Raw genomic sequence first — 24,270 nt, 5'->3', positions numbered from 1 at the left:
TACAAAACGGTCACGATCTGCCCACTGTGGGTTTTGTGGGTTATGGTTTAAATGGCCACGCCAAAGTACTTCAGCGATGTCAGCCATCCCCATTGGTGCGCCTGGGTGACCTGAGTTGGCTTGTTGTACGCCGTCCATGCTAAGCGCGCGAATTGCGTTTGCTAGCTCTTGCTGAGAAGGTTGTTGAATTTCCATGGGTCTAATTCCAAATATTTAAAAAGATAGGGTTCTATATTATCGACTCGGATAAAACAATGCCCCTTATGAAAGGAGCACGGTAGAGTTAGTATTGATATTAAAGTTTCTCAGCAATCATTTTCTCAAGTTTACCTTGGTCAACTGCGAAATTGCGGATACCTTCAGCCAGTTTCTCAACAGCCATTGGATCTTGGTTATGTTCCCATAAGAACTCAGCTTTCGTCATGCGCTCAGGGCGAGGTTTCACCTCGGTGGCCGCAACCAGTTTTTCTACTACGTCGCCTTGTGCGTCTTCAAGCTCTTGTAAAAGTTGCGGAGCAATCGTTAGACGGTCACAACCAGCAATTTCTAGAATTTCGCCAATATTACGGAAGCTTGCTCCCATTACAACGGTCTCATAACCGTATTCTTTGTAGTAATTGTAGATTTTTGTTACTGACAGAACACCTGGATCTTCCTGAGAATCGAAATCACGACCTTCTTTCGCCTTGTACCAATCCATTATACGGCCAACAAATGGAGAGATTAAGAAAGCGCCAGCTTCAGCACATGCGCGAGCTTGAGCGAAAGAAAATAGTAGGGTTAGGTTACAATTAATCCCTTCTTTTTCCAGTATTTCTGCTGCACAAATTCCTTCCCAAGTAGAAGCTAGTTTGATCAAAATGCGATCATTTGAAATGCCTGCATCATTATACATCTTAACTAACTGACGAGCTTTGGTTACACTGCCTTCGGTATCATAAGATAAACGTGCGTCAACTTCTGTTGATATACGGCCGGGAATCGTCGTTAGAATTTCTTTACCAATATTGACCGCGAGCTGGTCACATGTATCTTGAACTTGTTGGTTTTTGTCGTTGCTTTGAGATTTAGCATACTTAATTGCATCGTCAATAAGAGGTGCATATTGTGGTATTTGAGCTGCTTTTAGAATAAGAGAAGGGTTAGTGGTCGCGTCTTCTGGTTTGTATTTACGAATCGCTTCAATGTCACCTGTATCGGCAACAACGGTGGTTATTTTGCGAAGTTGTTCTAGTTTGTTACTCATATCCATTGTCCTATTCTGTAAGGCAAAACATGGTTAATTGCTATGTGATTAACCATAAGTGTCATCATTAAAATATTGTTCTTTTCAACCGCAAACAATGACCAGTGAACATATGGATCATTGCTGAGGAATTGATAACTCCAAACTAGCTGAATTATATCGAAAGTCAATTAGTTCGTTATATAAAAACTGCTATTAATCGATTTTCAAGCTATTTTTATACTATAAACGTTTTATCTGCGACTCATTTGAGCATTTTTAGTAAAAATCCTATAAATCTTATGATGATCATTTGTAATGCAATGTGTCATTTGTAATAGTAGTGGCGATGAAGTTAGCCTTGAATTTGGCATAACAATGTTTAATAAGGATGGCAGCAATATGACCAGTAAAAATCAACAGACGGTTGATAAAGAGACTGATCTTCTTACCGAGATATCAATTGCTTATTATCAAGATGGTGCGACACAGGAAGAAATATCTAAAAAATATGCGATTTCGCGTGCAAAAGTAGGTCGAATGCTTAAGCAAGCTCGTGATGAAGGTATTGTTGAAATTACGGTTAAATATCATCCCGTGTTTAGCGCCAAAATTGAACAGCGCTTAATGGAGCGATTTGGTGTGCAAAGGGCATTGATAGCATTAGATCAAGCTAATGAAGAAGCGCAGCGCATTCAAGTAGCAAGTCTGGTTTCAAACTACCTATCTAATACTTTAAAAGATGGAATGGTCGTTACCGTTGGACAGGGTAGAAATGTGTCTGCGGTAGCGCATCATGTTGGTGTAATCACGCCGAGGGATTGTAAATTTGTTTGTGGTATAGGTGGGATTCACCCTCGGGGCGGTATGTATAACGCTGATCATATTTGTCGGCAATTAGCTAAAAAATATGGTGGCACTTCAGAAACGCTGTATGCACCTGCCTATGCGGAGACCAGAGAACAAAAAACAGCTTTTATGGAAAATAGTACGGTAAAACAAACTTTAGATCTTGCCCGTAAAGCGGATGTCTCTTTAGTTGGTATTGGTGATATGAGCGAGAACAATTATATGGTGGATCTAGGATGGTTTACCACTGATGAAGTGGTTCAAGCAAGGTTACAACAAGGTGTTGTAGGAGACTTTGCTGGCTACGATTTTTTTGATATTCAAGGCAAGACGGCGAACACAGTAATGAGTGATAGAGTGATAGGTTTAAGTATGCAAGAATTTAAGCCGATTGCTGAAGTCATTGCTATTGCAGCAGAAAATAGTAAGCCGTTAGCATTGTTAGGTGCGTTGCGTACTGGTGTAGTTGATGTAATTGCAACCAGTGTGAGTAATGCATTAACGGTTTTGAACTTAGATGAGCAGTTAAAATAATTACTAAAAATCAATGCTATGATTTTTAGTTGGCTCCTCTAGATAACGTCGATCACTTTAATTGCATACAGGACAGTTTAGATTTTTGTTTAACTTCATTTCTCTCCAGCTTAGACTTATTGCATCAAATATGAGTAATCGGCCTTTTTTATGTTGCCCATAGTTGGATATGAGTTTAATCGCTTCTAAAGCTTGCATATTACCTATTATGCCCACAACAGGTGACATGACTCCGGCTTCTACACAGCTAAGGGCAGTGTTACCAAATAAAGTGCTTAAACATTCATAGCAAGGTTCGTCGTCTTGATAGGTAAAAACGGACAATTGCCCCTCCATACGAATGGCTGCTCCTGATACTAGAGGGACTTTTAATTGCTGACAAAGGCGATTCAATTGATTTCTTGTTTCAATGTTGTCGGTCGCATCTAAAACAACATCGTGCTTTTCTAGTAGCACTAAAAGATCATCATCATTCAGTTGTTTTGCTACGGTATTGACTACTAAGTATGGATTAAGCTTAACTAGGCTTTCAGCGGCGGACACAACTTTTAATTTACCGATATCGGCGTCCGTATGCAGAACTTGTCTTTGTAGGTTAGATGGCTCAACGGTGTCGAAATCAACCAGAGTGATTCGTCCAATCCCTGCTGCCGCAAGGTATTGACTCGATGCGCAGCCTAATCCTCCTGCACCAACGATTAAGACTGACGCTTGTTTTAACGCCTCTTGTCCTTCGAAATCAAAATTTTTCAGGATAATTTGCCGATTGTAACGCAGCATTTCTTGGTCGGATAGAATTTCCATTGATTGATTCCTAAACTTTAACAGACAAATAGCTGAGCCATATTAAACAGCGGCATTCTGTCAAAAAGACGCTGCCGCTTATGTCACTATTGATTAATGTTAAGTATGGTTAAATATTAATATTGAGTATGGTTAAAAGGTTGAATTTGTACCGTGTCGCCAATATCTACTCGTCCTCGATCATGCTCTAAAATTACGAAGCAATTTGCGACGCTCATTGACGTAAATGCGCCCGAACTTTGATTACCGGCGCTAACCACTTCAAACTTGCCATCTTTTACAGTGTAAACTCCCCGTTGATAATCCGTTCGTCCAGGCTTTTTATTGAACGCAGATTTTGTCGTTGCAGGGATGTTTTGTGGTGGAGCCCAGTTAGATTCTGCTGACAGTTTTGCTAGCATAGGCTGCACTAAAACATAAGTGGTAAGAGCTGCGGAAACAGGGTTGCCTGGTAAACCACAGAACCAAGCATCGTTTAGTCGGCCAAAAGCAAAAGGTTTACCCGGTTTTATGGCTATTTTCCAGAAGCTTACCGAACCTAGTTGCTCAAGTATGTCTTTGGTGTAGTCGGCTTCACCCACACTGACACCTCCAGATGTCATGACCACGTCAGCTATCTGTTGTGCGTGATTAAATGCGTCGCGCAACTTTTCTGGCACATCAGGAATTATCCCTAAATCAATGCCTTCACAGCCAAATTTTTCCAGTAATATTTTTAAACCATAACGATTACTATCGTATATCTGACCTTGTTTGAGTTCTTCGCCTAACGAAATTAATTCATCTCCTGTTGAGAAGAAAGCAACTTTGGGTTTATCGAAAACGGTTAGATGACTGATACCTAAAGACGCAATCATTGGGATATCTCTAGGGGTCAATCTTGAACCTTTGGCTAATACAATATCACCACGTTTAATGTCGTCACCAATAGGGCGGATGTTATTGCCAGCTTTGATATCGATATTATTGAATTCAATACCATTATCAGTTACCACGGTATCCTCTTGCATAACAACCGCATCGCAACCTTGTGGTATCTTCGCTCCTGTCATTATACGAATACACGTTCCAGTAGGCCAATTCCCTTCAAAAGGTTGTCCTGCAAAAGATTTACCAGCCATTTGAAGTACGTTTGTCGCCACTAAATCATTGCGTTTTATTGCGTATCCATCCATTGCCGAATTATCAAAAGGCGGAACGTTAATAGGGGATAGAATATCTTCTGCCAACACAAAACCAACGGTATTTTCTAATGCTAGTTGCTGAGTTGTCTTTATTTCCGTAACACTCGAGAGCATTTGTTCGATCGCATCATCAATTGGCATTAGACCGGGGGCGTCACAACATCCCATAGTAAATCCTTATTATCAGTAGCAAATTTTATGGGCGAAACCATACCACATATCGTCATTGGTCTATAGAGCGTCGAAATCACAATTTATAAAATAAGTGGCAAGTCTATGTAAATAGAGTAGAAGCATTGCTATCGAGCGGCTTAGTGGACAAATTTACTTTAAATATCCGTCAATCCTAGTATGCTTAGCAGCCTTAAATATTGGCAATTATAGTTGTGAGTAGGAGTGCATATGTCGGGTATTAGTGAATCAGCGAAATTGGTAAAGGATGCGCTGGAAAAAAGAGGCTTAGAAACCCCGATGCTACCGAACGAGGTGAGTCGAGAAGAGAAAAAAGACCGCATCGAATACCATATGCGTGAAGTGTTAAACCTGCTTGCATTAGACCTATCTGATGACAGTCTTGAAGAAACACCTGCACGTATTGCCAAAATGTACGTTGACGAGCTATTTTCTGGTTTAGATTATGCGAATTTCCCTAAGATTACGGTTATTGAAAATAAGATGAACGTAAGTGAAATGGTACGGGTAAAAGAGATTACCGTCACCAGCACCTGTGAACATCATTTAGTGACGATTGATGGTAAAGCTGCGGTAGCATATATACCAAGAGGGAAAATAATTGGTCTTTCCAAAATCAATCGTATAGTGCGTTTTTTTGCTCAACGACCTCAAGTCCAAGAACGAATGACACAGCAAATATTAGTTGCGTTGCAAACCTTGTTACAATCAGACGACGTGGCAGTAACTATTGATGCGACTCATTATTGCGTTAAATCGCGTGGTGTAATGGATGCAACCAGTGAAACTACCACCACTGCATTAGGTGGGATTTTTAAATCCAACGCGGCAACTAGACACGAGTTTTTATCTGGTTTGAAATAGTGTTTTGAGCATTGAGAGAACATAGACAAGTGATTTCTCTCAATGCAATGAGAGGGAGATTTATCCTCAACGATTTTCAAATCGATTGTAATCTAGTAAACCAAATTCTACTGGTTGATCGTCTTGATACCATTGATGGAGAGCATCACTAAATGGCCAAAATTGCTTAGAACTTCGACGTACCGCAAACCTATCCAGTAATTTGATGTAATCTTGCTCTGTTCTCATCACGCTTAGCATTTGATACAGCTCGCCAATCTCATCTTCCTTTACATGCCAAAAAGCGGCAGGGTAACTACCAATTACACCTCGTACTAGGGTTAAATCATCTTCAAGTGGCGTTCGTGTTTCTGCTTCATTGAATAAACTACTGATGTTTTTATGGGCATTGTTTCTTAATAAAGAGAATAGCTGTTGCTGTCCATTTTGTGCCTCAACCATAATCATGCTGATTTGTGGAAGGGCGTTTTCATCCATCCCAGTAATGTGGTCAAATTTCCTGAGTATCGCTTCGTTTTCAGCTTTTAGCCCCGTATTATTAATGGCATATCTCTGGTCTAGAACGGGAGACAATTTACTTTTAATCATCTCAAATAACTCAGCTTGATAATCAGTTGTTTGATAAGGCACTTGGCTTGGTTGATCAAAAGGCTGCACATTTCGAGTCATAAAATCATTTAACTGCTTACTTTTATCTTGATACCAAGACTGATGCACTTCGTGGCGTATCTCTTTAGGCAGCAAACTTAAAAAGTTACTTTCCCCTTCTAAACGTAAAAAGTCCATATATAGTCGAGTCACTAATTGATGTCCGTAATTACCATAAACATCAAAGCCAGCAACGAGTAAATAATGGATACGCTCTAATAATCCATAATCTATAATCCAAGCCGTTTTAGGTTGCGTACCTACCATCCCCTGAACTACTGAAGCGCTGTCAAAATGTCTAAAAATAGTCAGTGCTGCATTCGGGTTCACGTTATCCCCAGTCCAAAGAACATCCGTGGTTAAATTCGCGCCATTACTAAACCATTTATTAGTAAATTCAGATTTTGCTGCGAGATAATCAGCTTGTTGTTTAGAGTAAGAAATCCAGTTAGTAATAGGATTGATAATGGTTTCTTGTTCTCCAGGTAGCTTTAAATTTGCTTTTTGTTCTGTATAAAATTGATTGATTTCAGGTACATTGGCTTTTTCTGGATCAATGAAAAATACCCAAAATCGATCATTAATAACATTCAGTGCGAGTTGCCCACGACATACTGGCCCTTTAATAAACGCCATGATAGTTTTTTGAGCGTTATCGACTAAAAAATTAAACCGACTTTTAACTGGAAGTTGAACGAATGCCGTCATCGGATTGGCTGCTATTTCTGGTTGATAACTTGGCATGGCATCGACATTATATTCAGAGTCGATGAACCATTTGCTCCAATCGTTAAAACGTTGTTGATTGAGTGCATATGGCATATGCGTTTTATCTACAATAGTGGCCTGTTCGGGTATCAATCGATAATAAACTCGGTCTACCTGTGGCGGATCATAAGGGCGACGAGTGGATATTCGTTTTACTGGTTGGCTTGGTGGTGTCGATGACCGAACCAATGTAAAAAAACGTGGTTGTTGGTCTATTTCAGAAAAATACAGATGAAATAAAAATAGATGTTCGTACAAATAGCGTGCACTAAGCTGAGTTTTTAAATCGCTTTTGTTGAGAAAAGTCTCCCATTTAACAATATGTTGCTGTTCTTCATCAGAGATTGGTTTGTCACTCGGCATTAAACCACCTTGCTCCAACCAACTCATCAAGGTGTTGAACTCCGAGCTTGATAAATTAGGCATGCCATAAGGCATTCCCCATTCAGGGTAATCTTTCTGATAAGCAGCATGTTCTTCTACTGTTGGACATTGCTCATTTCTATAAATGGAAAAATCAAATCCTTCTAATTGCTCTTTTTCGGGTAATGGATAAGCTTCTTTCTGAAGCAACATTTTTGCCATTAATCCTGCTTCTAGATTCGCTTGGCGAGTTTGATTTCGTTCATTTAATACTGGATGAAATTCCGCGTCTCTCCATTGCTGAGTAGTTTGCGCGTCTTCGAATAGACGAGTAGGGGAGCTCGCTACCAATCGAGTACCATTATAAACTGGATTTTTACTTGCTCCGCGATCAATACCTTGCGTCGATGACATTTTATATTGACACGGCGAGTCGTAGCAGGCGTGACAAACCACACAACGCTGTTCAATAACCGGTTTAACGTTATTGACGTAATGCTCTGCTAACGCGGTGCCATAAGGTACTTGACGTTCTCTGACAGATTCTTCACCAAATAGTTGATCAAAATTGAGTCCAGCGTAAGTTGCGCAGCCAGAAAAGACTATAACGCTGAAAATAATAATGCTTTTACGTAGACTCATATATTTACCGTGTGTTATTTGATAATAGTTCAAAAGTTATAGGCTGAATCCTACGCAAAATCTAACGTTAATGTAAGTAATCTGAGTTAAATAACCTCAACTTATGGCAACTTAGCGATTTTGGGAAGGCGCTCTTTTTACAAAGTGAAAAGTTTAAACTTTACGCAATAGAAGCGATTATTGCGTTAAAACGGGCAATTTCATTAAATAATAGCAAACGTTTTCTTATGAGTTAGAGCCGGTTTTTTTAACCTTAGATTAAATTAATAGTAGGTTTTATATCAAAACTGTCATATAACAATGTTATCTCTATTCAAAGACGACTAAGAGGTAACACGTTATGAATGAACAATATCTAGAAACTGATGGATTAGAATTACTAGATGCACTAGAAATTGGTTTTGATTTGTCAGATTATGATTTGGATGATGATGCCTTTGATGAGGCGTTGTAAATGTAACCATCGCAATAAAAGCGAGCTAAAATTCGATAAAAATATAAACCATTTTATCAATTTTGATACTAATCCTTGATATCTGCTACACTCTTAGGCCAAATTTCTAAGAGCTATAAGCAGATGTCTAATTCCCAACTCTCTTTTTCTGATCTAAATCTTGATCAACACCTCATTGATACCTTAATTAAGCTTGGATTCAAACAGCCAACAACGATACAAGAAAAAGCGATTCCTCATGTGCTTCAAGGAAAAGATGTATTGGCTGGAGCCCAAACGGGAACAGGCAAGACAGCCGCTTATGGTTTACCTATTATCCATAATTTGATGCATCAAACTAAGCTGAATCAAGACCTTTCGGCACGAAGGATAAGAAGTTTGATTCTTGTACCAACACGAGAATTAGCGCAACAAGTATTTGATAGCTTAATAAGTTATGCGCAACATTGTGATTTGCGCATTGTCGTCGCGTATGGAGGTACCAGTTTACAGGTACAAAGAAATAATTTAAAAAATGGTGCTGATATTTTAGTCGCGACACCGGGGCGCTTGCTCGATCACGCCTTCACTAAAACAGTCGATTTACGCCAGATAGAAACCTTAGTTTTGGATGAAGCAGATCGTATGTTAGACATGGGGTTCCTGCCTGATATAAATCGAATTTTAAAATTACTACCGACTGAACGACAAACGTTGTTTTTTTCGGCGACGTTTCATGAACGAGTAAAGAAAATTGCTTATCAAATACTGACTAATCCACAAGAAGAACAAGTCTCACCAAGCAATAGTACTGCGCTTACTGTGTCTCAAATCGTTTACCCAGTTGATAAAAATCGGAAAAGTGAACTATTGGCGTATTTAATTGGCTCACGTAATTGGCAGCAAGTTTTGGTTTTTACTAAAACCAAGCAGGGCAGTGATGCATTAGTTGAAGAACTCAAGCTCGATGGTATTAAAGCGGCTTCTATTAATGGTGATAAAAGCCAAGGAGCACGACAAAAAGCCTTAGATGATTTTAAATCCGGTAAAATACGCGCTTTAATCGCTACTGATGTTGCAGCTCGAGGGCTCGATATTCATGAACTTGAATGTGTTATTAACTACGATATGCCATATCAAGCAGAAGATTATATACATCGTATTGGGCGTACAGGACGAGCTGGCAATACGGGTAAAGCAGTATCGCTATTGGCGCGCAATGAAGAATACTTATTGAAAGCAATAGAAGATTTGCTAGATGAGCGTTTACCGCAAGAGTGGTTAGAAGGCTACGAACCGAGTCTGATAGAGGAAAGTGAGCATGACCAACCGAAGCGTAAACAGAGTCGTTCTGCAGAGAAACGCAAAATGAAGTCAAAACTCAATATTCATCGTCAAAGAGGAAAGCGCAGTTAGGAATATTTTCTGAGTTCTTCGCTACAGGCTTCTGAATTAGAAAAATCACAAGCTATAGGCAACAAAAGCGAACGCAGATTAGTTGGCTGAAGCTTATCTTGTGATTCTATATTTAGCATTGTGGATATTTGCTGGTCAAATAGTGACCAGTGTTTGAGTAGTATTTCATCTTGATTAGCGGTTTCTGGTTGCCAAACTTTATTTAGTAATGGTTTTAAACTAATGGCAGCGTGGGCAGTATATATTAGTTGCCATTTCATTTCCCAAAGTACTATCTGATGATCTGGATTATTTTCGTTGTGTTCACAAATTAATTTTTGAGTGGCGTGTTCAAATGTGCCTGACTGGTCGATGAAATAATCAAAAAATTCACCTTCTTGCCTAACCGCGTCAGCGATAAATTGCAAAGGCTCAGGATTAAGTAACATATGCGCCATTAATTTCATAATGAAATTATATAGTACAACTTGTGCCGGCTTATCTTGAGGGAATTCATCTATTAAGGCTTGCAGATAGTTTTGCATGTAGGCATTTAACGTATCACTTACGGTATACCAGATTTGTTCTTTACTGCCAAAGTGATGGCGTATCAAGCTGTGAGATACCCCAGCACACTCACTAATATTGCGTAGCGATACTTTCTCATAGCCTAACTGGCAAAACATTTTTCCAGCAGTGGCTAAAATTAGGTGTTTCGTCTCTTCAGCCGTTTGTGCACTTCTTTTGCCTTGTTTTCTGCAAATCATAATCTTATCTCAAATGTTGAGTATGTATTTTAGTAAAAATAATCTGTGTCGTCATTACTTTATTATCCATTTGGAAAGTATAGTTAGTTTTTATTATCAATAAGTTGAACTTGATAACAGTTCAACCGTAATAGATTCTATGCCACTCTAAACACTACTGAGTTAAATAGCTTGGCAATAATGATTGCTTGATAAAAGTAATTTGAGCGAAGCGGTAGAGAACAGAGGTGACAATAGAATGACACCTCCGGAGAGACCTAGTTACACAATTTTTCGAGTTGTTCTAGTAGTTGGTCGATATCCTCAGAGTTTATATCTTTGTGAGTGGCAAATCTAATTGGGTTGCTTGGTGTGATGAGTATATTTTGTGTTTGTAAAGACTGCGCTATTTGTTCGAGATTGACTGCACTGTCTACTTTGGCGAAAACCAAATTAGTTTGGACATGTTCGGGCTTGAGTGAAAAGCCTTTGATGTTTACTAAGCCGTTAGCCAGTCGTTTCGCATTAGCGTGATCAGTAGACAACTGAGTAACTTGTTCTGTTAGCGCAAGTTTTGCGGCTACGGCTAACATACCGGCTTGACGCATACCACCGCCTAACATTTTTCGTATTCTACGAGCTCTCAAAATAAATTCATTTGAACCAAGCACGAGTGAGCCAATTGGGGCGGCTAATCCCTTAGACATACAGATAGTGATTGAATCAAAGTATTTTACGATTTCGGTTATATCCACATCTAAAGCAACGGCAGCGTTGTAAACTCTCGCACCATCTAAGTGCAGTTGTAACCCATGTGAATCCGCAAATTCTCTAGCTTGTTGTAAATAACTAAGCGGTAATACCTTGCCATTTATAGTGTTTTCCAGGCTTAGTAAGCGAGTGCGTGCAAAATGAAAATCATCCGGTTTAATGGCAGCACGTAATTTTTCGAAGCAGATCGTCCCGTCTGGATTGTTTTCTATAGGTTGAGGTTGGATTGAACCTAATACGGCTGCACCTCCAGCTTCATATTTATAGTTATGCGCTTGTTGTCCGCATAAATATTCGTCGCCTCGTTGACAATGAGCCATAAGTGCTAACAAGTTTGCTTGGGTACCCGATGTTGTGAATAAAGCCGCTTCGAATCCATGTCGTTCAGCGGCCCATTTCTCAAGTTCGTTAACGCTTGGGTCATCACCATATACATCATCACCGACAAGTGCCGTTTGCATTGCATCACGCATTGCTGCGGTAGGTTGCGTCACTGTGTCTGAACGGAAATCCATCATAAGTTTTCTCTCTTATTACCAGTTGTAGCCGAAAGTCGTTAAATATAACCGCAAAGCTTGGCTTTTGAGAGGCAAGCAATCGTCTTGGAATCAATAATATACCCTTCTACAATCATATTTTCGAGCTGCTTAACTGAAAGAGACATTACTTCAATAACTTCATCGTCATCGCAAGCATACCTTGAGGTTTTTTGTAGTTGGCTGGCAACAAATAAAGTTTGGATCTCGTTACAAAATCCGGCCAACGGAATGAGGTCACCAAGCGTTTTGAACGAGCCTGCACTGTATCCGGTTTCTTCTTCTAATTCTCGCTGCGCACATTGCAAAGGGCTCTCACCTTTTTCTACTGTTCCGGCAGGGAATTCATACAGCCAATTATTTATTGATGGTCGATACTGTTGAAGCAACAAAATTTCGCCATTGTCAAAAATCGGTAAAATAACCGCTGCACCAGGATGTTGGATAGTGGTGTGCAATACCTGTTTTTTATTGGGTAGGGTAATCTCATTTTCGACCAGAGATAAACTTTTCCATTGATGAATGAGTCGTGACATAGTGAGTTTCTTCTCGTTATTTAACTGCGCGATGAAAATGGACGTTGTGTAATGATTATTGTCGTTATTCGACTTATATTCGAGTCATAAATTTAATATTGAAAACAAACTATTCAAAATAATAATATTGTTTACTGTTATTATTTGCATTGTATTTATTTTACATATTGATATTTAGATAGGCTGATGTACAGATCACAGTGCCTAATAACACACTTATCTAGGTTACCGACTGGAATCTTAGTTGTTGTTCCGTGCCATTATAGGCAATACAATAACTTTAATGATACTACGTTCTGTAAAATAACAATATTGTTCGGTTTTCTATATACGTCACAACGATGGTTTTTCTATGACAACGTCTCAAACAACGTCTTATGCTAAAAAAGCACTATTGTCTGAAAGGATAAATAAATTGGTTAAAGCCCTTTCCTATGGGGTATATGAACGAGAAGATACCATTAAACTGTGTCTCCTAGCGGCATTATCTGGAGAGAGTGTCTTTCTGTTAGGGCCTCCGGGCATTGCAAAAAGTTTAATTGCAAAACGATTAATTCAAGCATTTGATCGTAGCAGTTACTTTGAATATTTGATGACGCGGTTTTCCACGCCAGAAGAAGTATTTGGCCCATTGAGTATTCAAGAATTGAAAGATAACGGACGATACGTTCGGCTTACTGAGGGGTATTTACCCCAAGCAGAAGTGGTGTTTTTGGATGAAATATGGAAAGCAGGACCAGCAATTCTCAATACATTGTTAACTGTTGTAAATGAAAAAACATTTAAAAATGGTAATGAAATAGAAAACGTACCGATGCGCTTACTTGTTTCTGCGTCCAATGAGTTACCTGATGAAGACAGTGGACTAGAAGCGCTTTATGACCGAATGTTGGTTCGAGTATTTGTTAATCGAATTCAAAATAAACAAAACTTTAAAGCAATGTTGATGGTGGGCACAGAACAAGAAACCAGTGTACCCACGGAACTTACGATAACCGATCAAGAATATCACTTGTGGCAGGCCGAGCTTGACAAACTTGAGCTAAACGACGAGTGCTTTGAAAAATTATATGAACTTAAACGCTTACTTGAAGAAAAAGACCAATCGGTGGATAGCGAATCAACAATCAGTGCGCTATACGTTTCGGATAGGCGTTGGAAAAAAGCAGTTAAGTTATTGAAAGCTAGCGCTTATTTCAATGGTAGAGACACAATAAACCCATTGGACCTTTTACTGCTTAAAGACTGTCTATGGCATAGCCCAGAATCACGTAAAGTTGTGCACGATGTTATTAGAGATTTCGCCACCAATTATGCTTTTGACCAACATACTATTAAGCAACGTATCGTTTTATGCCGTGATGGGTTAACAGACATTCAGCAAACACTGGAATCACAATTTAGTATCACCTTACAAGGGGAAGGTGCTTCAGGCCTTTTGAGAAAAGGCGGTTATACCTTTAACCTATCGAATGCAAAAAGCTATACCGTTGGCAGTGCACGAGGGTTGATAAAATTGGTTCTTTTACAAAGTAACATGTCGGTAAGTGAATCAGAAAAAGGCGATAGTCGTTGGGTCTATATTGCTAAAGGCGAGCTAGAAAAGGTGATCCGAGAAGGTGGAGGAGACGCTTACGGTTATGTGAACCAGAATACTAGTTTATGCCGATTACGTTTTGACACTAATGTTTCTGATAGTCTAGTGATTAAAGATATCGCCAATCGCTCAGTATTAGTCGGTCTGGTTACCACTTCTGGATTGGAACCTGCGCTGTATAGTGATTGGTGTGATCGTGCACAAAATGCAGTCGAACAACTGACTCAAGCGGAACATCATTTTCGTAAAGTTCGTTCTGATTTTCATGGTGCATTACCACACAGTTTTATTGATGCTGACTTACCTACTCAAATGGAAAGTAGCTTGCAGTCGTTAATGGATGAGTTAGAAGAGGTGAAACGGGACAGTGACAAAGTAACCCAGCGCATAATCAATTTGAACCAATTTTTTGCCTAGGGAAGTATTATGTTAGGAGCTGATGGTTTAAATTTAGTTATGATGGTAGCGGAATCTGGCATCATTGATAGTGCAGTAAACGATTTAATCGGGCGTTCTCAATTGCTTATGATACCAGAAAATAAAGCAATTCGAGCCTCAGTGAACAATCAGGTCAATAAGTGGCGCAATGGAATTAAGCGAAAAATCACCAAAGCTTGTGAAACCGATCGTCTATTAAATGAATTAAACACCTATCAAGAAGTGATTCATTTTGATGAAGACACTTTTTACCAAAAAATTGGCTCAATAGTCGAAAAGCTGGAATGGCACTCACCGTTTCATACCAAAGCGAAAAAGTTATTAGAGCGAAATAACGGGGTGCATAATCCTATGTTTGCTCACTATTTTTGTGAACAGTGGTATCAAAGTTTATCGAAAGCAATAAAAGAGGCTGAAATCGCTCAACTAGAGTCAGATAAAGAACAGTTTTTAGCGGATCTTTACCAACGTGTCGAAACTATGAAAGAGATGCAAAGTGTGACCGAAGAAGGTGATATTGCTAAACTTGGCCGTTTGTGGGATATGGCCGCTGCAAAATTATCAAAAAGTGATGTCTCCGCCATGAAGCGTTATGCTGATTTTTTGAAACGTAATAAAGAATTAAAGGGAATTGCAGAAAAACTAGGTCGAATGGCGAGTGAAGTGAATAACCCAGATCTATATAAAAATGCGGCTGAAGATTTAAAATTAGTTGAAGAAAAAAGCGATCATGCAGCAGATGATATTGTCGGTATCCACGAAAGTGATGATATTAGTCGAATGTTGCCCAATGAAACGATGTTTTTAGCTTACCCTGAACTTGAGGTGGTTTTTTATAAGCATTTAGTTGATAAAAGATTACTGAACTACAAAGTCAAAGGTAAAGCCAGAAAACTTAAAAAAGTCACTTCTCAAAAACCCAACGCCAGTCATATTGAAATAGAGAAGGGGCCGTTCATTATTTGTGTTGATGCTTCTGGATCCATGTCAGGTTTTCCAGAACAGTGCGCAAAAGCCATGGCTTATGCGTTAATGCAAATAGCATTGGCTGAAAAAAGAGACTGTTATGTTATCTTATTTTCCACCGAGCAAATTACTTATCAGTTAACTAAGAATGATGGCTTGCGTGAAGTCAGTGATTTTCTATCTTACCAGTTTCACGGCGGAACCGATTTACAGCCGGTATTAATAAAGTCGGTAGAATTAATGACCTCAGCCAGATACCGAAACGCGGATATGGTCGTGATTTCAGATTTTATTGCACCTACTCAACCAGACACGATTTTAGATATGGTGTCTTCTCTCCAGGCGAAAAATAACCGCTTTCACGCTATCAGTTTATCAAAGTATGGTAACCCTCAGTTGATGGCTATGTTTGATCACTGTTGGCGCTATCATCCGAATATGATGGGTAGACTACTTAAAAAATGGTAGTCACTTAGGTACTCTGATTATTTAAAAGAGTAGACTATTTATCATTTGCTCAATGATTGAACTGACTTCTTGAGCTGATTTTATAAAAATAAAGATATATAGAGGGCTATTTTGAGTGTTTTTTGAACATTTAATAAAATATTGTTTTATTGGATAACCTTATGAATATTATATTTAATATGGCGTTCGGAATACACTTGTACGCTCGAAAGTATTTGCATGGAATTGTGAACAAGGTCAAAATTAGGGGGTATCAAGCTCAGTCTATGAGCTTCCACTAGCAGAGGTTTTTATGAAAGTTGTTGATATTCTCAAGCACAGAGGAGAATCTTTGACCAAGCATCACTTGGAAATCAAAGAACTTATGTCGCCTGTGATTAAAGATTACTGGAGTGACTTTGTTAACAAAGCGAATCAAAGTTCTATTTTACATTGGTTTCGTGACAGTACATTAGTTCCAGCTATTAATGAAGAAATTAAGCCAAGTGAACAAGAAAGCTTTGACCTAAGTGATAACGCCATAGCATTTCTAGAGGAGATGCAGGAAAAAATTGGTGAAGAGATTCACGTAGGTGATTGGGTTAATATAAGCCAAGAGCGAATCAATTCATTCGGTAAAGTGACTGAAGATATGCAATGGATACATACTGATCCTGAAAGAGCAGCTAAAGAGTCACCTTTTAAAACTACTGTAGCACACGGTTTCTTAACTCTATCGATGCTTTCTAAAATGACCGATAGCGTTGATAGCGAAACACCGATGTTTCCTACCGCACGTTTAGTCGTTAATGTTGGCTTAAATCAAGTACGTTTTCCTTATCCGGTTAAAGCGGGCAATAATATTAGAACTAGAAGTAAATTACTGAAAGTCACGCCTATTAAAAAAGGTGTTGAAGTTGAACGTGAATTGAAAGTAGAAATTGATGGAGTAAGACGTCCTGGATGTGTAGTAGTGTCAGTTATCAGACTGTATTTTTAATTTAATATCACCACCTTGTCTCGTCGACATTTATCAGTACAGCTAAACAGAAACAAGTAAGCCACCGACTTAGTCTAAGTCAGTGGCTTTTTTATTGGTTATCTAAAATTAGCGTTTTTTACTTTTAAGTGCGAGTAGTATTAACTTTACAATATGGATACTACTTATTTTAAATAATCGAACGTTATCGAGCTAATTTAAATCAACTATTATTGGTTAGTAGGAATGTACCCGTATTGTAGGATCAGCTCTTTTGCTCGTTTGGACTGAACAAAATCGATGAACTTTTTACCATCTTGACTGATTTTTTCTGAGTTGTAGAAAACGATAAACGGTCGTGATAATTGATAGGATTTATTGGCGATGTTGCTGGAATTTGCTTCAACTCCTTCGAACATTATTTCTTTGATCGTGTTATCGACCGAACCGTCAGAAATAAAACCGATAGCTTGTGGGTTGTGATTGACGATAGTTTTTACCATGCTATTACTACTGACAACTAGGTTGGTTGGATTAATATCAGAAACCAGTTGGTTGTTTATTATTCTGGTTAATCCTAACAATGATTCAAAGCTAGCTCGAGAACCAGAAGATTGTTCGCGCGTAACCACAGCGATATCTAAATCTTTTCCGCCAATCTGTTTCCAATTAGTAATGGTTCCTTTGTATATATCAAAAAGCTGTTGACGAGAAATATCATTGATTGGGTTTGCGTGGTTTACCACGACACCTAAGCCATCATAAGCAATGGTTAATGTGGTTAAATCCTGTTTATATTCAGCCTCAGTTAAGTAACGTGAGCTCATACCAATTTCCGCAACACCTTTATCTACCATTGTGATTCCAGCTGTCGAACCGATACCTTGAACCGCGATATAACTGGAATCATGCGTTGTATTGAATTCTTCAGCTAATACATCCATGATGCGAGATACAGATGTTGATCCTGAAATGTTCACCTCTTTTGCTTGTGCTGAAGGTAGTAGTAAACTTGCAGACAATAGGGTGGTGAGTACAACACGGTACATAAAAACTCCTGACAATTATTTGGGTTCGATAAATTGTATTTCTATGGTATTACATTTTTATGAATAGCCATTAATTAGCGTGTTTGATAACGATAAATCCCACATTTCTTTAAATAGTAAGGATATAGGTTATACTCAAACAGGTCGATAATTGATTATGGAGATGTGAATGCATATATCTGAAATCGAGCAATTCCGTCTTGAGAAAGCGGTGAGAGCCATGTGCTCCAATAGAAATCAAAGTGTAGTTGCTGAGATGGGTAAAGTTCAATATGAGATATATTCCGAAGGCGTAATATTTTCCAAGTTATGTTTTTTGTTAGATTCATCACATGTGAATGAACAGTACTCTATCGCTAAGTTAGAATACGATTCGAATAAAAATGTTTGGTCGTTATATATTGCTCAGCGAGAAGAGGGTAGCTGTGAACTGTTAGCATGGAAACTTTATCCTCACTTAAAACCTAATGAAGATTACACACTACTGTTGAACGAAATTGAATCAGACCCATATCAATTAATTTGGTGATATAAAGAGAACAGTAGTGCTCTCTTTTTACTTATGGTTTGACATGTTGTCTAAACTCTTTCGGTGTCATTCCCTGCACACCTTTAAAAGCGGTACTAAAGTGTGCCGCACTTTTAAACCCAGACTCTGTAGCGATCTCAGCAATGGACTTATTGCTTAGCCTTAATTTAGTTGCTGCATAATTAACACGTTTAATTTTTAAAATTTGTGAGAAACTTAAGTTTTCAGCGGCGAGTCTTCTTTTAAGGGTAGCAATCGACATACCTAAAAAATGTGCTGTTGATTCAAGAGAGACATCGTTTTCAATATTAATCTCTATAAAAGCGATCACTTTTTCAGCCGTTCTTTGGTTGCATGCGCTTTCGATGATCGGTAAAAAACCCGGTTCGATCGATACAACTTCAGATAGTAATGCTTGCGCTAGTGATTCGAGTGTCGTTTCTGAACTTGTTTCAGTTTTTTTTGCATGTAACAACAATGCTAATATTTTTTGGGCAGTGTAATGCTGCTCAGTTAGTGAAAAATGTTGTAACTCATGTTGGTTAACAATTGTTGTGGATGGCTCTAACTTGTCACAAAACTGTCTAAGCAAACTCGGCTCAAATGTAACGATTTCTGCGCAAAACTGTCCAGCATCACAATGTGATTCAAGATGATCAAGGCGATCTGAATGGTAAATGGTAAATTCGCCAGCTTTGAGAATTCGAGGTTCTTGAGCTTTAGTTTGGTAAGTGACTTGTCCGCAGGAAACATAAATGATGCCGCATTGAGTTATTGGGTAGCGGTTGGTTTTTCTAGCAACAAAAACGTCATGCTTATAGACTTTAATTCGAGACATATATTCACATTGTTTTGGAAAAGGTGCGATTAACACACCTTTTAGTAGTTTAAGTGCGTAACTAGCGCGAATTAGTTACGCCGTTATGTTTAGCCAAATTGTTGAACTGGTTTTGCAACAATATTGCGACTTTCGATATTAACATCGCTCAATATTATTTCTAGCACATCACCAAGTTTGTAAACGTGATCATCGTCTATAGATACTATACCAAGTTCGCTATTGAAATTGATCCGTTCTTTATCTGCAACAATCAATGAGCTTGGTATAAAGGCAGTTGCGCCATTTTCTATAATACGAACTCTTACTCCGGCTCTGTTAATATCAAATATTTCACCACTATACTTGGTTGCCTTTTGTGGTTCATTAACTAAACTCCGAGCATATAGCCAATCGGATACATTTCTTTCCGCAAATTTATGATGCTTGCGGATCAATGCCAGTTCTTCACCTATGTTACTTTCTAGTGTAATGGTTGGCGATACGCCTAATATGTGCGCTTTTAGTAATCTATGATTAATCATGTCACTATATTTCCGAATTGGAGATGTCCAGGTTGCGTATATTTCCAATCCCATCGCGTAGTGTTCTGATGGCGCGGTACTTATCTCACTATAGGCTTGTGATTTTCTTAATCGATTATCTAAATAGGCTGTTTTTTGCGTTGTAAGCCAACGCCTTAACGCACTAAACCCTTCTAGTGTTGTTAGCTTTTCCTCAGTAAAGTGGTGTTCATCATCTGAATGGCTTAATTCGGAGTTAATTAACTGTACGACATCTTTCAGTTTTTCTGTTTTAAATCCTGAATGAGTATTGAAAATACCCGTCGAAAATTGTTGTTTTAGAATAATACCGGCACAAATATTAGCGGTGATCATGCATTCTTCAACAATTTTATTTGCCGTTCTTCTAATTTCAGTATGAATGGCAATAACGTCATTATCGTCACTTAACTCGAAACGGTAGTCTGGACGATCTTGGAAAACTACGGCATTATTTTTACGCCAGTTTGCGCGTGCGGCAGCTACTGCAGATAGGTCATTGATGACTTTCGCTTCTGTGCTATCAGGTTGCCAATTTGGGCTTGAACCGTTTTCAAGCCAATCTGATACATGATCATAAACTAAACGTGCATGAGATTGTATGCGAGCAGCGAAAAACGAGATGTCATCTTGTATAACTCCGTCTTTAGAAATCGTTACCGCGCAACATAAAGCAAGACGAGTCTGTTTTTCAACTAATGAACAGAGTTCATCGGCTAACTCTCTTGGTAACATGGGAATATTTCGCCCTGGTAGATAAATCGTAAAGCCTCGTTTACGTGCTACCTCATCCATTTCACTATCAGCAGGAATATAAGCGGTTGGATCCGCTATAGCGATCATCAACTTGAAGTCACCAGATTCAAGTTGCTCTGCATACAAAGCATCATCCATATCTTTGGTTGATTCACCATCTATAGTAACAAATGGCACATCAGTCAGATCAATTCTCTCTAGATTTTCATCATCGACTTGCTGCCACTCATCTATTCCGGCGGGTTCACAATTAGGAAGGTCGTTCTCGGCTAACGTCACCCACCATGGGGCAATTTTATCGTCGCCATCTGTAATCTTACTATTAATCTCAACGAGAAACCCTTTGTTATCGGATAAAGCGTGTTGAATAAGATGTACTACAACCCAATCACCATCATTTAATTGTTGTGGATTAAGTCCTTTTTTTGTTCTGGCTTTGAATGTGATGTTTTTAAATTGAGCTTTGTCGGCGACAACATTAAGCCGACCTTTAATCATTTTAATACGACCGATAAAACGGTCTAAATTTTGTTCGACTAATTGATCAGGTTCAGCAACTTCTTTGTCGTTTTCCGTTCTTATTAATGCCACTACTTTATCTCCGTGCAAGCATTTTTTCATGTACGGAGGCGGAATGAAGTAACGGGTTTTATTATCCACTTCAAGAAAACCAAAGCCTCGTTCGGTTGCTTTGATAATACCTTCTTTCTTTGGAATGGTTTCCTTTATTTGTTGCTTTAACTGAGCGAGTAGGGGATTGTCTTGAAACATGTTGTATTTGTCTACTTTGATGTACTGCGCGGTTAGTAGTTTGCGCAAACTAAACGGTAGTAACACTATATCACTGCAGTAATCTATTACTACTATCTATTTCTGATAGCACTGCCTATTTCTGATACTAGTCTCTATTTTTGACACGAACAGCTGTTTTAGATATTTATATCTTTTGTTTTATACGATTGACTATTTGCAAACAGACGCCGTTTACTACCAAATTTCTAATTATTAATATTGAATTAATTTGTGATACAAGGAGATTTGATTATATTGACGTTATGCCGTGACATGAAACTTCTTTACCGATTTTAAATTAGCGAATAACTGTCTATCTCAATGAATACTAATGAATTTTATAAGGTTATTATTAACTAGAATTCTGGAACATAGAGATTTATGTTTGATTTTGATGTTTTGTTGAACAAATTTGATTAAATTAGATAAAAGTGTGATGTATTTCAATTTTTTCTGGATTTTTTCCTCGAATTAGTGCATTATTCGCCCCCCTTAGATATGTCCCTAATGGCTTGATGCGTTTTTATACTCTTGGCTTCTGAATGGAATTGGTGCGAATGGTTCGTGCAATCATTGAAGTATTGGAATTGGAAGAGCACACGGGACCGATGAATTATTAGCAAAAATAGGATCCGAATGCAAGATTCCAATGTAAAGTTCAGTGATTTGACACTGAATGACCAATTATTGTCCGCGTTAAATGACATGGGCTTTGTTTCTCCAACTCCCATCCAAGCAGCTTCAATACCATTTCTTTTAGAAGGCCGTGATGCACTAGGCAAAGCACAAACAGGTACTGGTAAAACAGCCGCGTTTTCTTTACCGATTCTAAATAAAATTGAATTAAAACAGTATAAACCTCAAGCTATCGTACTTGCGCCAACTCGTGAGCTTGCGATTCAGGTAGCTGCTGAGATTAAAAATTTAGGCCGTAATATCAAGGGGCTGAAAGTCCTTGAGATTTATGGTGGCGCTTCTATCGTTGATCAAATGCGTGCATTGAAAGCTGGTACACACATTGTTGTTGGTACACCAGGGCGTGTACAAGATTTGATTAATCGAGATCGTCTGCATCTCGGTGAAGTAAAAACATTTGTTCTCGATGAAGCGGATGAAATGCTTAACATGGGTTTTGTTGATGATGTTACCGCTATTATGGAACATGCGCCTGAAACAGCACAACGTGTGCTATTTTCAGCAACAATGCCGCCAATGCTTAAGAAAATTGTTGACCGTTTCTTACGTGATCCAGCACGAGTTGATGTTGCTGGTGCCAACCATACTGTTGATAAAGTAGAGCAAAAGTATTGGGTCGTTAAAGGTGTAGAAAAAGACGAAGCAATGACACGTCTACTTGAAACTGAAGAAACAGACGCATCTATTGTGTTTGTTCGTACACGTCAAGACACCGAAAGACTAGCCGATTACCTTTCAGCACGCGGTTTTAAAGTCGCAGCATTACATGGCGATATACCGCAATCTCTGCGCGAACGCACTGTAGACCACATAAAGAAAGGCGTAATCGATATATTAGTAGCAACAGATGTTGTTGCACGTGGACTTGATGTCCCACGTATTACGCACGTTTTTAACTACGATATTCCGTTTGACGTTGAATCTTATATCCACCGTATTGGTCGAACTGGCCGTGCTGGACGTAAGGGAACGGCAATCCTACTTGTTCGTACCAATCAAATTCGTATGCTGCGTACCATTGAGCGTGTTACGAAATCAAGCATGAAAGAAATTCAACTTCCACTTCGTGATCAAGTGGCTGAGTCTCGTCTTGCTAAACTTGGTGCTGAGTTAGAAAGTGAAAAAGAAAACCCGTCGTTAGTTAATTTTTCTGAACTAGTTGAAAAACTGCAAACTTCTTTAGAAATTGACACCATGACTCTAGCCGCTATGCTGCTTCAACGTGCTCAAGGTAAAACACCTTTATTCTACAAAGGTCCAGATCCAATGATTGCCGCTATAGAACGTGATAAAAAACGTCGTACAGAGCGTCGTGATACTGATCGTCGAGGTGAGGGCCAAGGCCGTAGTTACGGTGGAGCAACCAAAGATTGGGATACATATCAACTGCAAGTTGGTCGTGAGCAAGGTGTTCAGGTTAAAGACATTGTTGGTGCACTAGCGAATGAACTTGGTTTAACCAAAGGTTCTATCGGTGCTATCAAGCTGGCTCAAGGCCACACTTTTGTTCAGCTGCCTAAAGCTATGAATTCAGATACGACAGGTAAACTACGTAAATTACGTATTAGACAAAAAGAAGTGTCTGCTGTTGTTTGTGATTTTTCTGATTTCCGCGAATCACGCGGTGGTCGAAGTGAAGGCCGTCGTGATGGTGGTGGTTATCGTGGTAACCGTGAAGGTGGACGCGGTGGAAACCGAGGAGCAGGCAAAGATGGCGAACGCCGTTTTGATCGCAACCGCGGTGGAGATAACCGAGGTAGTTACCGTGGTGAACGTTCGGCGCGTGGTGCCAATACCTCCGCCCGCAGAGATGCCTAATAGCGATTAGCTACAAATAACCAATAAAGCCGAGCCAATGCTCGGCTTTTTGTTACCTAAAACTTTACAATTCCTGTTCGTTAACGCCATATATATTCATACAAATTATATCCACTTCTTCTTTGTTAGTGGAGGTTTGTGTGCTCCATTAAATGTACTGTTTAGAAAAATATGTATGACTAAATAATAGTTATTGCATGTTTTTTGGGCCTCTGTGTTCTACTTCGCATATCAATAACATCATTAAATCCAATAAATTGAGCCTTGTCGTTCCAAAACGTTAAATACTTAAGTAATAAATTATTTGTTGAAAACGGTTATATTTTTAATTTG

The 24,270-nt window shown here is 38.9% G+C and carries 19 protein-coding genes; 8 read left to right on the top strand and 11 right to left on the bottom strand.

The window, feature by feature from the left end; translation table 11 throughout:
• A partial coding sequence (locus R3X26_RS04100) for a hypothetical protein (protein WP_317715919.1) occupies positions 1-195 on the bottom strand: 195 nt, incomplete at its 3' end.
• A gap of 100 nt (positions 196-295) precedes the next feature.
• Positions 296-1,246, bottom strand: a complete 951-nt coding sequence (gene tal, locus R3X26_RS04095; RefSeq protein WP_317715918.1) for a transaldolase — start codon at positions 1,244-1,246, stop codon at positions 296-298.
• A 381-nt stretch (positions 1,247-1,627) separates the two neighbouring features.
• Between tal and R3X26_RS04090 the strand changes: the two genes are divergently transcribed.
• The gene (locus R3X26_RS04090; RefSeq protein ID WP_317715941.1) at positions 1,628-2,608 is read left to right on the top strand and encodes a sugar-binding transcriptional regulator; all 981 of its coding nucleotides are present in this window, start codon (positions 1,628-1,630) and stop codon (positions 2,606-2,608) included.
• Between the two features lie 57 nt (positions 2,609-2,665).
• On the opposite strand, the gene moeB is transcribed toward R3X26_RS04090, so the two are convergent.
• Together moeB and moeA are read right to left on the bottom strand one after the other, a co-directional pair.
• On the bottom strand, positions 2,666-3,412 hold the full coding sequence (gene moeB, locus R3X26_RS04085; RefSeq protein ID WP_317715917.1) for a molybdopterin-synthase adenylyltransferase MoeB: 747 nt from the start codon (positions 3,410-3,412) through the stop codon (positions 2,666-2,668).
• Positions 3,413-3,528: 116 nt separating this feature from the next.
• Positions 3,529-4,764, bottom strand: coding sequence for a molybdopterin molybdotransferase MoeA (gene moeA / locus R3X26_RS04080; protein WP_317715916.1), 1,236 nt, complete (start codon positions 4,762-4,764; stop codon positions 3,529-3,531).
• A gap of 234 nt (positions 4,765-4,998) precedes the next feature.
• Here moeA and folE point away from each other — a divergent pair, with 234 nt between their 5' ends.
• A complete protein-coding gene (folE, locus tag R3X26_RS04075) occupies positions 4,999-5,652 on the top strand; it encodes a GTP cyclohydrolase I FolE (protein ID WP_317715915.1) in 654 nt (217 codons plus the stop codon).
• 66 nt (positions 5,653-5,718) lie between these two features.
• On the opposite strand, the gene R3X26_RS04070 is transcribed toward folE, so the two are convergent.
• A complete protein-coding gene (locus R3X26_RS04070; protein WP_317715914.1) occupies positions 5,719-8,073 on the bottom strand; it encodes a fatty acid cis/trans isomerase in 2,355 nt (784 codons plus the stop codon).
• 577 nt (positions 8,074-8,650) lie between these two features.
• On the opposite strand from R3X26_RS04070, the gene R3X26_RS04065 reads away from it, so the two are divergent.
• Positions 8,651-9,922 (top strand): DEAD/DEAH box helicase, encoded by a 1,272-nt coding sequence (locus tag R3X26_RS04065; protein WP_317715913.1) that lies wholly within the window; start codon positions 8,651-8,653, stop codon positions 9,920-9,922.
• Here the strand turns inward: R3X26_RS04065 and R3X26_RS04060 are convergent.
• From R3X26_RS04060 to R3X26_RS04050, 3 genes are all read right to left on the bottom strand, one after another.
• Complete coding sequence (locus tag R3X26_RS04060; RefSeq protein WP_317715912.1) at positions 9,919-10,668, bottom strand: TetR/AcrR family transcriptional regulator; 750 nt, start codon at positions 10,666-10,668, stop codon at positions 9,919-9,921. The two genes, R3X26_RS04065 and R3X26_RS04060, sit on opposite strands and share 4 nt — an antisense overlap.
• 257 nt (positions 10,669-10,925) lie before the next feature.
• On the bottom strand, positions 10,926-11,933 hold the full coding sequence (gene ltaE, locus R3X26_RS04055) for a low-specificity L-threonine aldolase (RefSeq protein ID WP_317715940.1): 1,008 nt from the start codon (positions 11,931-11,933) through the stop codon (positions 10,926-10,928).
• Between the two features lie 41 nt (positions 11,934-11,974).
• The gene (locus tag R3X26_RS04050; RefSeq protein ID WP_317715911.1) at positions 11,975-12,490 is read right to left on the bottom strand and encodes an NUDIX hydrolase; all 516 of its coding nucleotides are present in this window, start codon (positions 12,488-12,490) and stop codon (positions 11,975-11,977) included.
• A 352-nt stretch (positions 12,491-12,842) separates the two neighbouring features.
• Between R3X26_RS04050 and R3X26_RS04045 the strand changes: the two genes are divergently transcribed.
• From R3X26_RS04045 to R3X26_RS04035, 3 genes are all read left to right on the top strand, one after another.
• Positions 12,843-14,504: an ATPase RavA domain-containing protein gene (locus tag R3X26_RS04045; RefSeq protein WP_317715910.1), complete on the top strand. Its 1,662-nt coding sequence runs from the start codon at positions 12,843-12,845 to the stop codon at positions 14,502-14,504.
• Positions 14,505-14,513: 9 nt separating this feature from the next.
• Positions 14,514-15,959, top strand: a complete 1,446-nt coding sequence (gene viaA, locus R3X26_RS04040; protein WP_317715909.1) for an ATPase RavA stimulator ViaA — start codon at positions 14,514-14,516, stop codon at positions 15,957-15,959.
• A gap of 292 nt (positions 15,960-16,251) precedes the next feature.
• Positions 16,252-16,938 carry a MaoC family dehydratase gene (locus R3X26_RS04035; RefSeq protein ID WP_317715908.1) on the top strand — a complete coding sequence of 229 codons (687 nt, stop codon included), beginning with the start codon at positions 16,252-16,254 and terminating at the stop codon, positions 16,936-16,938.
• Between the two features lie 209 nt (positions 16,939-17,147).
• Here R3X26_RS04035 and R3X26_RS04030 read toward each other — a convergent pair whose 3' ends face one another.
• Complete coding sequence (locus R3X26_RS04030) at positions 17,148-17,966, bottom strand: phosphate ABC transporter substrate-binding protein (RefSeq protein WP_317715907.1); 819 nt, start codon at positions 17,964-17,966, stop codon at positions 17,148-17,150.
• Positions 17,967-18,135: 169 nt separating this feature from the next.
• Between R3X26_RS04030 and R3X26_RS04025 the strand changes: the two genes are divergently transcribed.
• On the top strand, positions 18,136-18,495 hold the full coding sequence (locus R3X26_RS04025) for a DUF3024 domain-containing protein (RefSeq protein ID WP_317715906.1): 360 nt from the start codon (positions 18,136-18,138) through the stop codon (positions 18,493-18,495).
• 31 nt (positions 18,496-18,526) lie between these two features.
• Here R3X26_RS04025 and R3X26_RS04020 read toward each other — a convergent pair whose 3' ends face one another.
• On the bottom strand, positions 18,527-19,333 hold the full coding sequence (locus R3X26_RS04020) for an AraC family transcriptional regulator (protein ID WP_317715905.1): 807 nt from the start codon (positions 19,331-19,333) through the stop codon (positions 18,527-18,529).
• Between the two features lie 89 nt (positions 19,334-19,422).
• Positions 19,423-21,402 (bottom strand): exoribonuclease II, encoded by a 1,980-nt coding sequence (locus R3X26_RS04015; protein WP_317715904.1) that lies wholly within the window; start codon positions 21,400-21,402, stop codon positions 19,423-19,425.
• 657 nt (positions 21,403-22,059) lie between these two features.
• Between R3X26_RS04015 and R3X26_RS04010 the strand changes: the two genes are divergently transcribed.
• Positions 22,060-23,937, top strand: coding sequence for a DEAD/DEAH box helicase (locus tag R3X26_RS04010; protein WP_317715903.1), 1,878 nt, complete (start codon positions 22,060-22,062; stop codon positions 23,935-23,937).
• Positions 23,938-24,270: the final 333 nt, after the last annotated feature.

The sequence above is a fragment of the Vibrio sp. TH_r3 genome (assembly GCF_033101115.1).
Taxonomy (GTDB): Bacteria; Pseudomonadota; Gammaproteobacteria; order Enterobacterales; family Vibrionaceae; genus Vibrio.
This window is presented reverse-complemented; position numbering and strand designations above follow the sequence as displayed.

Bases quoted from the DNA above. Each gene is read 5' to 3' on its own strand.
- R3X26_RS04010 (WP_317715903.1), top strand. From the start codon at position 22,060: ATGCAAGATTCCAATGTAAAGTTCAGTGATTTGACACTGAATGACCAA.
- moeA (WP_317715916.1), bottom strand. From the start codon at position 4,764: ATGGGATGTTGTGACGCCCCCGGTCTAATGCCAATTGATGATGCGATC.
- R3X26_RS04065 (WP_317715913.1), top strand. From the start codon at position 8,651: ATGTCTAATTCCCAACTCTCTTTTTCTGATCTAAATCTTGATCAACAC.
- R3X26_RS04090 (WP_317715941.1), top strand. From the start codon at position 1,628: ATGACCAGTAAAAATCAACAGACGGTTGATAAAGAGACTGATCTTCTT.
- moeB (WP_317715917.1), bottom strand. From the start codon at position 3,412: ATGGAAATTCTATCCGACCAAGAAATGCTGCGTTACAATCGGCAAATT.
- R3X26_RS04045 (WP_317715910.1), top strand. From the start codon at position 12,843: ATGACAACGTCTCAAACAACGTCTTATGCTAAAAAAGCACTATTGTCT.
- tal (WP_317715918.1), bottom strand. From the start codon at position 1,246: ATGAGTAACAAACTAGAACAACTTCGCAAAATAACCACCGTTGTTGCC.
- ltaE (WP_317715940.1), bottom strand. From the start codon at position 11,933: ATGGATTTCCGTTCAGACACAGTGACGCAACCTACCGCAGCAATGCGT.
- R3X26_RS04070 (WP_317715914.1), bottom strand. From the start codon at position 8,073: ATGAGTCTACGTAAAAGCATTATTATTTTCAGCGTTATAGTCTTTTCT.
- viaA (WP_317715909.1), top strand. From the start codon at position 14,514: ATGTTAGGAGCTGATGGTTTAAATTTAGTTATGATGGTAGCGGAATCT.
- R3X26_RS04060 (WP_317715912.1), bottom strand. From the start codon at position 10,668: ATGATTTGCAGAAAACAAGGCAAAAGAAGTGCACAAACGGCTGAAGAG.
- R3X26_RS04035 (WP_317715908.1), top strand. From the start codon at position 16,252: ATGAAAGTTGTTGATATTCTCAAGCACAGAGGAGAATCTTTGACCAAG.
- R3X26_RS04015 (WP_317715904.1), bottom strand. From the start codon at position 21,402: ATGTTTCAAGACAATCCCCTACTCGCTCAGTTAAAGCAACAAATAAAG.
- R3X26_RS04020 (WP_317715905.1), bottom strand. From the start codon at position 19,333: ATGTCTCGAATTAAAGTCTATAAGCATGACGTTTTTGTTGCTAGAAAA.
- R3X26_RS04025 (WP_317715906.1), top strand. From the start codon at position 18,136: ATGCATATATCTGAAATCGAGCAATTCCGTCTTGAGAAAGCGGTGAGA.
- R3X26_RS04030 (WP_317715907.1), bottom strand. From the start codon at position 17,966: ATGTACCGTGTTGTACTCACCACCCTATTGTCTGCAAGTTTACTACTA.
- folE (WP_317715915.1), top strand. From the start codon at position 4,999: ATGTCGGGTATTAGTGAATCAGCGAAATTGGTAAAGGATGCGCTGGAA.
- R3X26_RS04050 (WP_317715911.1), bottom strand. From the start codon at position 12,490: ATGTCACGACTCATTCATCAATGGAAAAGTTTATCTCTGGTCGAAAAT.